The organism is Prevotella lacticifex (genome assembly GCF_019973375.1).
Taxonomy (GTDB): domain Bacteria; phylum Bacteroidota; class Bacteroidia; order Bacteroidales; family Bacteroidaceae; genus Prevotella; species Prevotella lacticifex.
Genome location: NZ_BPTV01000002.1, coordinates 757297 through 771879, shown reverse-complemented (window position 1 = coordinate 771879; position 14583 = coordinate 757297). Strand labels below are relative to the sequence as shown.

At 56.3% G+C, this 14583-nt stretch carries 6 protein-coding genes and 2 pseudogenes; 3 read left to right on the top strand and 5 right to left on the bottom strand.

Going from position 1 to position 14583, the window contains the following annotated elements:
- Positions 1-102 precede the first annotated feature (102 nt).
- Positions 103-1692 (bottom strand): PD-(D/E)XK nuclease domain-containing ATP-binding protein, encoded by a 1590-nt coding sequence (locus LDN30_RS13445; protein ID WP_223929821.1) that lies wholly within the window; start codon positions 1690-1692, stop codon positions 103-105.
- A gap of 1060 nt (positions 1693-2752) precedes the next feature.
- Between LDN30_RS13445 and LDN30_RS13440 the strand changes: the two genes are divergently transcribed.
- Positions 2753-3010 (top strand): prevent-host-death family protein, encoded by a 258-nt coding sequence (locus tag LDN30_RS13440; protein WP_223927325.1) that lies wholly within the window; start codon positions 2753-2755, stop codon positions 3008-3010.
- Complete coding sequence (locus LDN30_RS13435; RefSeq protein WP_223929820.1) at positions 2994-3368, top strand: hypothetical protein; 375 nt, start codon at positions 2994-2996, stop codon at positions 3366-3368. Before LDN30_RS13440 ends, LDN30_RS13435 begins: the two co-directional genes overlap by 17 nt.
- 979 nt (positions 3369-4347) lie before the next feature.
- On the opposite strand, the gene LDN30_RS13430 is transcribed toward LDN30_RS13435, so the two are convergent.
- The 4 genes and pseudogenes from LDN30_RS13430 to LDN30_RS13420 all read right to left on the bottom strand — a co-directional run bounded on the left by LDN30_RS13430 (position 4348) and on the right by LDN30_RS13420 (position 10080).
- Complete coding sequence (locus LDN30_RS13430) at positions 4348-6264, bottom strand: hypothetical protein (protein ID WP_223929818.1); 1917 nt, start codon at positions 6262-6264, stop codon at positions 4348-4350.
- Between the two features lie 32 nt (positions 6265-6296).
- Positions 6297-7478, bottom strand: a pseudogene (locus tag LDN30_RS16475) (BT3233 family polysaccharide utilization protein); the annotation flags it as partial.
- Positions 7479-7526: 48 nt separating this feature from the next.
- Positions 7527-8639: pseudogene (locus tag LDN30_RS16470) on the bottom strand (glycoside hydrolase family 88/105 protein); the annotation flags it as partial.
- Positions 8640-8802: 163 nt separating this feature from the next.
- Positions 8803-10080 carry a DUF2264 domain-containing protein gene (locus LDN30_RS13420; protein WP_223929815.1) on the bottom strand — a complete coding sequence of 426 codons (1278 nt, stop codon included), beginning with the start codon at positions 10078-10080 and terminating at the stop codon, positions 8803-8805.
- Between the two features lie 362 nt (positions 10081-10442).
- Between LDN30_RS13420 and LDN30_RS13415 the strand changes: the two genes are divergently transcribed.
- The gene (locus LDN30_RS13415) at positions 10443-14528 is read left to right on the top strand and encodes an ATP-binding protein (RefSeq protein WP_223929813.1); all 4086 of its coding nucleotides are present in this window, start codon (positions 10443-10445) and stop codon (positions 14526-14528) included.
- The last annotated feature ends 55 nt before the right edge of the window (positions 14529-14583 follow it).

Genomic DNA, 14583 nt, shown 5'->3' with positions numbered 1-14583 from the left:
AGCAAACGCGGAAAAGTGGTTGGGACATCATTTTATGGCCGGCAATAAGCCCTGAGTGCTCTGCCCCCTGCGCACCTCAACCCGTTGCGCGAGCTCTTGCTCCTACGCCTCTTCCGTCTCCCACTCGCTGACGGTGTGCTTGTCGGTATCGAAACGGACACCGACCTTAACAACACGGCGGCCGTCGGAGAGATAGGGCTTGGCATAGCCACGTGCGTTAATCTGGTCGAGGGCTTGACGGGCCGAGTCGCCGACTTTCAGTTCCATGACATATATCGTGTCGGGCATGAAGATAACCATATCAGTGCGACCGCCAGCCACCTTCACCTGCGTGCGAACATAGACGTTGAGCATGGAGAAGATGAGATAGAACGTGTATTCGTAGAATCCCTCCTTCGTCGTGGCCTCGGCGAACTTCTGCTTAAAGCCCTCGACGTATGGTATGCCTGCAAGATAAGACTGCATGTGCTCCATGGCGAGGTCTATGTCGTTCTGCCTGAGAGCCTTCCAGAACTTTGCCGCAAAACCAATCTGCACGTCGCCACTGTTCAAGCCCGTGTAGGTGGGCAGCAGACCATAGATATATCCTACCCGCACCTCCTGGTTGGGGATGGAGAGCTCGTAAGCCTCGGTATCGGGGTCATAGTCCTTGATGGTGAGATAGCCACTCTGATAGAGCAGCGGCAGCGCGTCCTTCATATTCTCTGTGGGCTGGTCGAAGGCCGACTCGGGAACGTCGAGGGAGTCCAGCGATGTGATGTCGGTGTGGAAGTGCTGCATCTGCTTTATGAGGAATGTCGGCGTACCGGAGGCGAACCAGTAGTTCGATACCTTGCGACGCACAAAGCAGTTCAGCAGGCTGAACGGATTGTATACCTCGGGAGCTCCGGCGGCAAAATGATAGCCGTCGTATTGCAACTTGAGTTTGTCGTGCATCTGCTCCGGTGTCATCTTTAGTGCAGCGGCCAGCCGCTCAATGTCGGGCCACAGAGTGGTGCACAGTTCCTTCTCGGTGAAGCCGCAGATGGTGGCGAAGGTCTCGTCCAAAGAGACATTCAACAGATTGTTGATGGTGGAGAAGATACTCAGCTGCGAGAACTTCGTGATGCCGGTGATGAAACAGAACTTCAGGTAAGCCTCATTGGCCTTCAGCGGCACATAGAACTCCTGCATGACTTTCCGCATGGCATCGAGAGTCTCCTGACTGTGGAGTACGTCGAGCAGCGGTGCGTCGTATTCGTCGATGATGACCGCCACCTGCCGCCCGGTCTTCTCCTTGGCACGGTGGATGAGGCCGGTGAGGAGCTTGCCGGGAGTGGTCTCCGTCTCCTTTCTGCCATATATACTTGCCAGAGGCTCCATCATCCACATTAGCGTCTCACGCAATTCTTTGGCATTATCCTGTCCCTTGGCCACGCTGAGGTCGAGATGGAGCACGGGATACTGTGTCCATTCCTTCTCCAGCGACATTATCTTCAGGCCTTCGAACAATTCACGGTCGCCCTTGAAGTAAGAATCCAGGGTCGACGTGAGCAGCGACTTACCGAAACGTCGCGGACGACTCATAAAGATGAACGTGGCATAATGAGCCAACTTCCATACGAGGTCGGTCTTGTCGACATAGATATATCCATCCTTGATGATTCTCTCAAAGGTCTGTATTCCTACCGGATATCGTCTTTCTGTTGCCATAGTCTTTGCTGCTAATATTCTTCCGTCGGCAAACTTACAAAAAAAAGTTGAGATGACATAGGATTGGGCAAAAGAAATTGTCATCAAGTTACGGCCCTTTCATTTAAATTTTGACTCTCATGGCATGGTTGTTGCATTGGTTGCCTCCGGCAGATGCTCATTGCATGCCATGGTTCTTTTCATTTAGTAGGGTCACGGAGCAACAATAGAATACAGGCAACAAGTTGTCAAGATTATTCGTATTATTCCATCTGTTGCGCCGTCTGTGCACAGCACTGATTATCAATGTGTTGCTAATACATGCCGTTTTGCGTTCTAAAACGATTCGCTTTAGCACGCCAAACGACCCGTTTCGCGAGCTGAAACGGACCGTTTGGGAAGCCGAAATGATATGTTTGGGAATGGTGTAAAGATATTTCGATGTCGGCTTGTCGTTGCGTTGCCCTTCCGGGCTGTAAGTATGATAAAGAGAGTACTCTGCTATTGATAAATCTTCGTCACCATAAAATTCACCTACAGACCCTCAATCTTAGAGATATATAAAAAATCCTCAGCTACATCTGTGTAATCTGGGTAATCCGTGAGAGAATAAAATGCAAAGATTCTGTGAGTTGATAAATTGCAAAGAAACTTTGAGTTGATAAATTGCAAAGAATCTGTGAGATCCGTGTAATCCGTGAGAGGATAAAATAGCAAAGATTCTGTGTAATCTGTGTAATCTGTGTGATCTGTGAGAGAATAAAATTGTAAAGAATCCGTGTAATCCGTGAGAAAATAATTTGTATAGAATCTGTAAGAGGATAAAATGTGAAGAATCTGCGAGATAAGCGGAATATGCGAGAGGATAATCTCAGAGATAAATCTGCGAGAGAAAAAATAAATAGCGTAATCAGCGGGAGGAGGTATTCGCACGCAGATGCCGCAGATGGCGCAGGTTGATTCTACATCGGACGTGTTATTTTTTTACGATGAAGCGTTGCGATAAAAATTTGTGTACCAAAATGGTACGATATAATAAATTTGTTGTATCTTTGTGGCGTAAACATTAAAACCGGAAATTATGATAGTACTTACAGGAAGGGAGTTCAGGGCAAACCAGGCTAAGTACGTTGGTGTTGCCCAGAGTGGTGAGGATGTGGTTGTGAAGTCGCGTGCGGGTAGTTTCCGTATTGTTCCCATCAAAAACGATGATATTGTCATTGGCAAGGATGATTTGTCGGAGAATCTTTATAGGGCGTTGCTCGAAGTGAAGGGCGCAAGAGAAGGTAAGGGTAATCTGATGGATTGGGAGGAATTCAAAAATGAAATGGAACGTTGAATTCACCAAGGAATTTCTTCGCATGGCAAAACCGTTGTGGAAGAGATACAGGAGTCTGATGGACGACCTTGATGAATTCAGAAAATCCTTGACAGATGATCCCTTTCAAGGTGTTGTTCTCCAGCCGGGCATTCGTAAGATAAGGATGGCCATCAAGTCGAAAGGTGGCGGTAAGTCGAAAGGTGCCCGCATCATAACGCTGACATTTGCTGTCGATGAGGAAAAAGCTAAAGTAGTTTTACTGCTCATCTACGACCATAATCAAGCCGATACTGTCGACCGGAAGATGGTCAAGATTGTCGCCCAAAGGCTTGGGTATGATGTTGATGACCTTCAGGACGAAGGAAAAACAAAGTAGAAATGGGCATTGGATGCTGACGGGCAAGGTGGTCGTGGTGGTCACTATTAATGCATATCCGCCCCTGCAACACACTGATAATTAACATATTGCTGCATTCATACAGTAGGGAATGGGGTTTATCCCCATCCTACCGACAGCGGGCGAGATGCAAAGAGAATACACTGCAGATAGGGGGGGGCCATCCTATTGCCACGTGGATGATTCTTTCTCGCCAAGCCGCAAAGGACGCAAAGGCTACACGCAACCAAAGACAAGAACAATCTTTGCGGAATCTTTGCGCACTTAGCGGCTTGGCGAGGGTAATTTTCGCTGCCAACGCAAAGCCCCGACGGGGCTTAATTCTCAATAACCCCAGACTAAGGGAGCGCAGCGACCGCAGTCTGGGGTAGAACGTGGACGCAAGAAATCCACGACCAGCCTCGAAGAGGTTGAATAGCGGAACGCGCAGAAACATATTTGCTTTTGCGCACTTCGTGCTATTGTGCGTCTTCGAGGCACTGAATGTATGGATGTCTGCATCTTTGATTCCCCGGACTGCGCTCGTTATCACTCGCTTAGTCCGGGGTTATTTAAGGAGTTTACTGGCGCAGGGGTCGATCTCTTCCTTTTTACAACAAAGGTACAGAGATTAACCAAGAAAAGAAGTTTACATTCGGTTTTTCCGACGCTTTCTTCTTAAAGAGCTTTTATTCACTCTCTTTTCTCACTGCAAACTTAGTGTTATTGATGATTCAGCCCCGCCGGGGCTGGTAGCGGCAACGGCATAATTCTTTTATGGCAGTAGGGTGGGGTATCATATCCCCCGCAGCGACGGACGAGTATGATGGTGAAGTTTGCGGACGGCCCTTAACCCTACTTATCCGCTCCTGCCAATGTGCCACGTTGGCAATCCTCTGATAATTAATGTGTTGGCCGCATTCGTTTGTTTCGTGTTGGTTCAGAGCAGCTGGTGCGACGGCTGCTCGGTCCTTGCTGCTCAATGCTTTGCTGCCACCCGGTAGATTATGTGGTGGTGGAGCTGGGGAGCGGTGAGAAAGGGATAGACCTTCAGGGTGGTGATTGAGTTATCCGTTGACCGGTCGGTGACGACGGCGGGCGAGGGGCTGTCGGAGATGATTGAAAGGAGGCCGTCGATGACCGTTGTGCCGGGACGGAGAACGTAGTGTCGGTCGGTAGCTGTGAAGGGGTCGTCGCTGACGGCGAGGAGACCCGTGCGGTCGGCGGTGATCTTCGCCTCGGGGTCGATAACCTCCACGGTGTCAGAGTATTCCAAGCCGTCGACCGTTGTCGTGATGGTGAAATGGCGGATCAGTGTCGAATCGTTCTCCGCCGTTGTAGCCCTGATGGTGAAGTATGGCCCGTCGACGCTGACGAGGGGTTCGCCGACGAGGCGCGCGTTGGTGTGGCGGCCCTCGACGGTGTAATATCCTATGATGTTTCCCGTATTATATTTCCGGTAGGGCACTACGAGGTTGTTGTTCGTGCTGTCCGTCGGTGCAATATAACCCGTGTAGCTGTGCTTTCCGGTGGCGAAGGAGAAGCAGGCGAAGTAGTCTGGTGTGAGCGTTCTGACGATGCGCTGACAGGGAAAATAGCGGGCTGCACGGTAGCGGCTTAGGAAGTCGGCCCACGCCGTCGGGCGCCGTCCGGTGGTGGGAAAAACATGGTGCATGAGCCACGTCATCATCACACGGTGACCCTCGACGCCCATACGCCGTGCCCCCACATCGGGGTTGAGGAGCCACGAACCGTCTGCCGTCGTGCGCTGTCGGCGCGCTATCTGGTTGAGAGCCAGTCGCTCGAAGAGCAGTGCGTCGTCGTCGCCGAGCATACACGCCATCGTCGAATAGCTCGTCACCTGGTCGTAGAGAAACAGACTCCAGTCGTTGCCGTTGGGCATGGCCTGCTCGCCGTCGGCCAGCGTCAGCCAGTTCAGCACGTTTCGCTCCACGGCCCCGCAATTGTGGAGCATCCACCGCGTGTCGGCGTGGACGGAGTCCGGTGCCTGAGTGTGGCGGCGCTTCCTGCGTTTTTTGGCTGACGATAGCCTACGGCGCTCCATCTCGGCTAAGGGGATGATGAGTGCGGCCTCGCCGAGTTCCTGGATGACGACATTCTGATACGACGTGTGGAAGAACCCGTGGTTCTGTAATGTCCAGTCGCTGAAGAGGTTAGGCCCACGGTAGAGATCGGCCACGGTGGCTTTGTCGATCCACGGCGTGACGGCCGTCGTGTCGGTGGCATCGGAGGGATGCGAGTAGCTGTTAACGACAAAATCCCTCATCCGGCTGTACCACCCCGTGGCGAGGCTGTCGTCGGGGAAGAGGGCGACAGCCGCCGCGAGCACGCCGACCTCCCATCCGTTCTCCTCGGCTTTCGTATCGTAGCGGTATCCGGTGGGAATGTCGCGTTCCAGCTCGTAGTTGCATTCGGCCCTGAGCAGACGGTGGATGTCGGCTTTCATCGTCGGCGAGAGCTTATCCCACTGAAACAGAGCCGAATAGGCCACCGACAGTGCCCATAGACTGCTCTCCCACTGCTTGTCGTTGCGACCCGTCGAGCCCCAGTAGCGGCCGTCGCGGCAGGTTCTCTTCCTCACCGCCTTATGCGTGGCTACGGCGTAGGCAAGTGTCTTCATCGCCATCGTGTCGAGCTGATCGTATGTGATGCCAGTAGGCAGGGCTACGCTGTCGGCGGCATAGCGGCACATAAACGCGCTGACCATCGACAGGTCGGCGTTGGTGCGCACGCCGCGTTCGTCGCTGCCCATGGTGTTCTCGCCACGGAAACAGGCATATTCGGGGCTGATGTACTGGTAGTCGCCGACGATATAGTTGGTGAACGATGCTAACATCTGCAGTGCCGACACTATGGTGATGAGGATGGAGGTCATTATTCAGCTATAGTTTTTTTTTGCTGTGCCGGTTATTCAGCCGTCGTTTTTGCGGTGCCGATGCTGACCGCGGGTCTGTGCTTTGCGCTGTCGATGAACGTCTCGACGATATGGCACCAGACCGTCATGTCGGGAACATCGTAACGGCTCCAACCCGCTCCGGCATAGTAAGTTACGGGTTCGCCGTGGTAGTCGGTGATGATGCCTACGGCATTGCGGTTGTCGGGTGTTCGGCCGATAGTGGCCTTGTCATCGGGGAAGAGTGCTGCCACATAGATTGTCGACCCGCTGACATCGGGGCGGTCGGTGGGGTCGGCGTAGACGATGTAGTCTTTGCCCTCGCCGAGTTGGCCGTGGCCGTTGATGACGATACCCGCAGCTAACGACGCACCGGCGGCTTTTTCCACTGACTTAGAGCCATTTGCGGCAGCCGCGCCTTCGGCTTTATCGGCTGCGGTGGCGTTGCCGAGACTGTCGTACCACACCGTTATCCGGTTGAAATGGCTGCCCTTGTCGAGACTGATGATGCGGTGCTCGCCGAGGTCGATGCCGTCGGCATTACGGCTGTAGTCGAGTCGGACGGTGAACCTCAGCGGTCCGTTGTCGAGGATGGTGCATCCGGTGTAGCAGTAGGGTATGATGAGTCGTCCCGACGCGATTATCGCCGGTGTGCCGCAGCCGAGGGTCGGTCCCACGGCATATCCGTCGAAGCCGTTGCCGTGGTCGAGGTGGAATGTGCCCTCGTTGTGGAAGATGCGTCCTTCGGCTGTGCGCCCCTCGCGTTCTATCGGCCATGCGTCGATATTGCTCTGACGGTCAGTGGTATAGCGTTCGTCGAGGACGAGGTCGGGGGTGTTCTTCACCCACACGTCGATGCCATACGACCGCTCGCCTGTCCGCTGCAGTGCCGGCCCGTAGGCGCGGTAAGCGCAGCGGTCGTTCTCCCATGCAATGTCGTCCTTACGTATCTTATATACCGCTCCCGCCGTCCACCGCCGTGGCTTCCGCGGTTGTCCGGCCTCGGCAAAGCACGTCCACGACGAGTGGGGCTGCACGCTCGCGTCGATGAGCAGGTGACCGTCGTAGGTCTCCTGAGCGTCGATTTCCTGACCGGCGGCATTGCGCAGCAGCAGAGGCGCTCCGTCGGCGATGCTCAGGGCCTTCCTCACCGCGGCGGCATCGCTCTCGACGATACCCTGCCACTGGCTGTCGCCATCGTTGACGACCGTCAGCGGCACCTGCCTGACGGCGGCTTTCCGGTCGAGGAACCGCACATACTCGCAGGCGGCGAGGAGGAACGCTCCCACCCCGAAGTCGGCCTGCGACGACGGGCGTAGGGTCTGTCCCGGAATGGCCCTGTCGCCGATGGGCTGCACGTAGCCGATGCTGCCGTCACGCTGCAGGGCCGTGTGCGACAGATAGGTCCATGCCCTCGACACCACCGGCATATAGTCGGTTTCGGACAGCAGTCCGTTGTTTATGCCCCAGAGCAGACCATAGGTGAAGAACGCCGTGCCGCTCGTCTCCGGTCCAGGAGCCTGGGCGGCGTCGAGCATCGACCGGGTCCAGTAGCCCTCCGGCTGCTGACAGCTCGCTACGGCTGCGGCTAAACGGCGGTATTTCTCGACGAAGAACGGATAGTGGCGGTACGTCGGCGGCATGTCCTGGAGGACCTTGGCCAGTCCGGCGAGCACCCATCCGCATCCGCGGGCCCAGAAGTCCTTCTTCCCCGTGGCAGTCTTATGGGCTGGATAGACGTAGCGGGCATCGCGGAAGTAGAGCCCCGTGGCGCTGTCGAGCATGATGCTGTCGGTGTGGAGCAGACAAGCGTACATCTTGTCGAGATATTTCTCCTGGCCCGTCAGCCGGTACATCTTCGTCATCACCGGCATGGCCATATACAGGGCGTCGGCCCACCACCAGTAGTCGGTGGCGGGGTGGTCGGCCATGTAGCCCATCACCTCACGTGCGCGGGCTATTCGCTTTCGGGCGTGGCGTATATTATATAGGTCTATGTAGGTCTGGAAGCAAATCTGCCAGTCGGCGAAGAGCACGTGCTGTTGGTCCTCGCCGTATTTGCGGTAGGTCCAGCGTGCGGGGTCCTTCTCGGTGGCCCCGCTCCAGGCGTTGTGGTCGGCCCACTGCTCCGAGTAGTCGAGCCAACGCTGACAGCCGAGGAGCCGGTAGGCCTCCATGTTTCCGGTGTGGTAGGCGGCCCAGTTCCAGAATGCCGGGCTGTCGGCGCTGTGGTGCGCCTGCCAGTAGTCGTTGACGACGGCGATGGTCTTCGCCACCGTGTCGCGGTAGTTGATGTTGCCGGCCCTGCCCACGGTCATCGTCAGCAGAAGGGCAAGAAGAAGTATGGTCCGTTTCATCTTTTATAGTTTTTTTTAGGGAGCTATAGGGGGCTATAGGAGCTATAGGAGCTATAGGGGCTATAGGAGCTATAGAGGCTATAGATACTATAGGGGCTATAGATACTATAGATACTATAGATACTATAGTGGCTATTGTGGCTATAGGAGCTGTTGCTGCCGCTTACCACTTATCCTTCGTAGTGATTTTGTCCTGCCAGCGGTGGTCCTTGGGGAAGTCCTGTCCGTTCCAGGCTTTCACCTGCGTCCAGGGCTCGGCGGGGTCGGTCCAGAAAGGATCGTCGGCGGGGAGACCGAGGGGCATGAAGGCTAAAGTCGTCATATACAGCGATCCGTTGTTCGTGTACCAGTCGGCGACGGCGGGCTGATGGCCGCAGAAACCGATGGTGAGGTATCCGCCGGCGTTGAAATTATTTTCCTTGTCGAACATCCGGTGCATGACCTTCGTCAGTGCCGCCCTCACCTGACCGTTGCTGATCTCCTTGGGCAGTGTGTGCTGCCAGGCCATGAGAGCCAGGGGCTGCATTGCCGCCATGCGGTAGGGGATGCTGCGGCCGAAGACGGGGAAGGTGCCCTCGGGCGAGATGAGGCGTTCGAGGATGATGGCAAACCTCTGACAGCGCAGGAGCTCGCGGTCGTAATAGCGCTGGTAGTCGAGGCGCGTATTGGCCTTGGCGTCGATCATCGACTTCAGCGTCTCGAGGTACATGGGGTGGAAGACGTAGGAGCTGTAGTAGTCGAATGCAAAGGCCGGTCCGTCCGAATACCATCCGTCGCCGACATACCATTCTTCCATCTTCCGGCATGCCGAATTGACGCGGTACTGGTCGTAAGCCACGTGGAGCGACGGGTCGTCGGCTGTGGCCTTGGCAATGAAACTCTCTATCGTCGACGAGAACAGCAGCCAGTTGGTGTATGGCGGGTCGATGGCGCGCAGACCGGCAAACTCCTTGAGATAGCGTTTCTTAGTCGTGTGGTCGAGGGGTTTCCAGAGAGCGTCGTAGGCCCTGACGAAGCTCTCGGCTATATACGCCGCGTCGACGAGATTCTGTCCGCCGATGCCCCAGCAGAGATAGTCGGCCGACTGCTTGTCGACGGCGTTCTTATAGGCCTGCAGGGCCCACGTGCGCAGTTGGTGGCGCTTGATGCCCTCGGCAGTGTCGTCGTCGGGGAGGGCGAGCCATGGTGCTATGCCCGCCATCAGTCGGCCGAAGCACTCCATATAGAGCACCTTGCGGTTGCGGTTGTCGAACGAAGGGCTGAATTCGGTCATCATGTTCTTCTGGAGGGTGCCGTGGGCCATGTTCTCGAGCACCGGCTGTGCCATCTTATAGGCCAGCGAAGCCCAGTATTCGCGGTCGCCCTGCACCGGCTTTTTAGTCTTCGCGGGGAGCGACAGGCTCAGGAGAAGGAGGAGAAGGAGGAGAGTTGTTCGTTGCATTGGAGTCGATTAGTTTTTATTAGTTGATCGATTTTATTGATTTGATGGGGTAGACAGGGTGGATGGGGTGAATGTGAGGGGGCATGCGCGGGGCTCGTCGCCCTGCTCAGCTGCCGCAAAACGCCAAAGCATCAGCTACAAACACGACTATCCGGGGGCCTGCCATCGACAGGTCCCCGGTCAGGGTTATTTGCTGAGATTGAATGCCTTTGCACGGCTGCAAATAATGCTGCCGACGGTAGCTTGGTTTTTTCAAGTGCAAAATTACTATAAATACCGACATATATAGGTAAAATATCGTTTTTTAATGGAAACAAATAGTGAAAATCGGAAATTATCCTTAACTTTGCAGTATGACATCTATGAAACGTATTTCTATACTCATAATATCCGCTCTGTCGCTGCTGCTCAGTGCCGTGCCGACGGGAGCGCAGCTTGTGGGCCACAGGGTGGAACTGCCCGTGTCCGACATGGTCAAGGCGGCCACCTTCGACGCCAAGGGATTTCTGTGGATAGGCACCACCGCCGGCCTGATGCGCTACGACGGTTATAATTTCGTACAGGTTCGGAATACGCTCAAAAGCCCCTCGAAACTCTCCGACAACGGCATCGAGGGCCTTGCCGCCGACAACCACGGATCGCTGTGGATAGCCACCGACAACGGCATCACGTGTCTTGAGCTCGCCTCTTTAGGCTCACATGTCTACCGCATGCCGACACCGCGGCAGAGCCTCGTCTACTGCATCTATCCCGATGCCGACGGCAGCGTCTATGGCGGTACCGACGGCGGAATGGTTGTCTACGACCGCCACACCGACAGCTTCCGCCTCATGAGGGGCACGGAACACCTCTGTGTCAAGGCTATCGTCAACGACGGCAGCGGCCACTTGTTCATCGGAACGTGGTCGCATGGACTGTGGATGTACGACAAACGGAGCCGGAGGATGCACCGCGTGGCCGTCGACGGCGACAACTATTACTGCCTCACCTTCGACAGCCACGGACGCCTCTGGGCCGGCAGCTGGCGCGACGGCGTGCGCCTCATCGACAACCCCACGGCACCGCACCCTACGGTGAAGGCCTTCAGTGGCACCGCCGGCGAACCGGTATATAATATTGTGGCGATTACCGGCGACAACGTCTTAGCCTGCGCGCGCAGCAAGGTATTCCGTTTCGATCCCGCCCAGCACATTGAGGTTATCCCTGCCACATCTGACGAGATGAACGCCGTCGCTGTAGAAAACGGTGTAGGCACCGTGGCTCTGGTGAAGAAATCGGAGGCGGTGGAGTTCTTCTCCACCTTCTCCACGGCCCTGAACATCATCCCCGTGGCACCCTACGGCGACGGACTCCTCCGCGGAGCCATCAGCAAGCTCGTCACCACCGACGAACGCCTCTTCTGGCTCGGATCGCAGATATCCGGCGTGTCGACCTTCGAGATGGGAGCCACCGTCTCGCCCCACGCCACAGCGGTGCCGCAGCTGCGGGCCATTGCCCCTGAGCTCGTCACGTCGTCGTGCAAGAGCATGATTACCGACAGCCACGGCAACGTGTGGATAGGGAATATGTATTCAGGTGCCGTCGCCGTCCACCCCGACGGTAGCGCCACAGCCCTCGACCTCACCAGCCGGTCCTACACTCACGAGAACGCCGTCTGCACGATGATGGAGGACCGCGACGGCAATATTTGGTTCGGACAGATGACGAATGTCGTAATCCTCGCCCGCAACGGCCGTACATATAATATTCCGCTGGCGAAATACATCCCAAATATCGGGCGCGGCGAGGTGACCCACATCATGCAGGACCACCGCGGACGGGTGTGGATATGCACACGCGATAACGGGGTTCTGCGCGTCGACCCTTCACCGGGGCGGAAAGCCAAGGACCAACCGTGGCTCATGCCCGGAACTGTCTGCCACACAATGAAATACGCGGCAGCTGGAGCCATCACCTGCGCCGAGGATAAATACGGTCAGATAGTATTCTTAACCTCTGCGGGCGAGGTCCTCCTTTGGGACAACGCCCACGACTGCTCGAACACAGTGGCCGAAACCGACAACGACGACGTGCGCTACTACTCGGCCATAACCGATATCGACGGGAATATATGGTTCGGAGGCACCAACAGCATCGTCAGGACAAGTCGCGACAGCCGCCGCCGCCTCGTCATTCAGAGGTTCTGCATCCCTGCCCAGAACTCGCGGCTGAACCTCATGGAGAACGCGGTGTTCCGCCGTGGGGCGATGCTCTACTTCGGGGCTTCAAACAAAATCGTCGCTATCGACACACGGCGGCTCGGCAGCACGAGCCCGATGGGAATGAAGCTGTCGATATCGACGCTGACCATCGACGGAAGGGAATTTGCCGTTCTCGACAGTGCTATGCAGGCGAAACTGACGAAGAGTGTGCCGTCATACACAAAGGAGATAACGGTGCCGTACGGAGTGAGGGTGGTCAAACTCGGATTCTCCAACCTCGACTTTGCCAATGTGACGGCAGTGCGCTACGAATACCGCCTCGACGGGTACAACGACGAATGGACAATGTCGGCTGAGGGAGGCCATACGGCGACATTCGAGAATCTGCCAGCCGGAAAATACATCTTCCACCTCCGCGCCACCGACACTAACGGCCGGTGGGTCGAGATGCCATACACCATCACCATCCGCGTGCTGCCGCCATGGTGGCGGTCGTGGTGGGCATACATTATATATATACTCATGGCTGTGGCTGCCGGATGGGGCATCATCGTGTGGTACCGTCAGCGCGTGCGCACGCAGAACCGGCTCCGCATGGCGCAGGTCTTCACTAATATCACCCATGAGCTGCTCACGCCAATATCGGTAGTGCAGGCTTCTATTGACGCACAAAAGAAGAATATCGACGCCGGGGCCTACACGATTATCCGAAATAATATGACGCGACTGACAAGGCTCATACGTCAGATTCTCGAAATCGACAAGCTCAACGCGGGACGCCTCGTCATCGAATTATCCGACAACGACATGAACGAATTCCTGCGGCAGGAGACTGACAATATGCGGCCGTTGGCCATGCAACGCGGTGTGAGTCTGACGTTTACGACACGCGGCCGCATGCCGATACACTGTCTTTTCGATACCGATAAACTCGACAAGATTGTTTACAATCTCATCTCCAACGCCATCAAGCATACCGCCGTCGGCGGACATGTCGTCGTCGGTGTGGCCTACGACAAGGGATTTGCCACCATCACCGTAGCCGACAACGGAACGGGAATATCGAAGGCACGAATGAAACAGCTCTTTTCGCGCTTTATGGACGGCGACTACCGTTCCATCGGCTCTACCGGAACGGGCATCGGACTGTCGCTGACGCGCGATCTCGTACGAAAGCTCAAAGGTACCATCTCCGTCGAAAGCACTGAGGGTGAGGGCACTACGTTCACCGTCGTCCTGCCCATCAGCCGGGAGGCGGGTGTCAAAGGGGCATCGGCGGTGGACGTCGCCAAAGCGGCGGTCAAGGAGACGGTGACCACCGATGGCGGTGAGGCCGGAGCACAGCCGGTGGCCGATGGCAATGCTGCCGAGCCCGCTGATGGTTCTGCCGTGGCTGCTGCCGATTCTGCCGTGGCCGCTGATACCGCTGATGCCGCCGTGGCAACAACCGAAGGCGAACAGCGGTCGGCCTACACCATCCTCCTCGTCGAGGACAATATCGACCTGCTCGACATTACGGCAACATTCCTCGGACAGTGGTACAACATCCTCCGGGCCAACAACGGCCGTCAGGCGCTGACGGTCCTCGAGCGCAACGCCGTCGACATCGTCGTCACCGACGTGATGATGCCCGTCATGGGCGGTATCGAACTCACCAAGAAAATCAAGGCCAACGCCGACTATGCCATGATGCCCGTCATCATGCTCACGGCGAAGGTGCGCGACGACGACCGCGACGAGGGATATAAGGTCGGTGCCGATGCCTACCTCGCCAAGCCGTTCAGTCTCGAAACCCTCCACCTGCGCATCGAGAATTTCATCGCCAACCGCGAGCGTATACGCCTGAAATTCAAGAAGATGGTCGACGACGATACTGCCGGCACCCACTACAGCAACCCCGACGAGCAGTTCGTACAGCGATGCATAGAGAAGGTAAAGGAGAACATTGCCGAGGAGAACTACGACCGCGAGCGCTTCGCCCGTGATATGTGCATGTCGGGAAGCTCGCTCTACAAGAAGCTCCACGCCCTCACCGGCCTCGGCGTCATGGCCTTCATCAACGACATCCGCCTCAAGGAGGCCTGCCGCATCATGCGCGCCAACCCCTCCATCGCCGTCAACGACCTCTACGTGCGTGTCGGCTACGCCTCTCCCACCTACTTCCGCCGCCTCTTCAAGCAGCAGTTCGGCATCACCCCCACCGAGTTCCTCGAGAAGGTCCGCAAGGAAAGGCGCTGCGGAGAGTGAGGGGGGCGGCCCGCTGTGGCCGCTTGCCCGCTGCTGCGTTTGGCTCGCTGGTTCC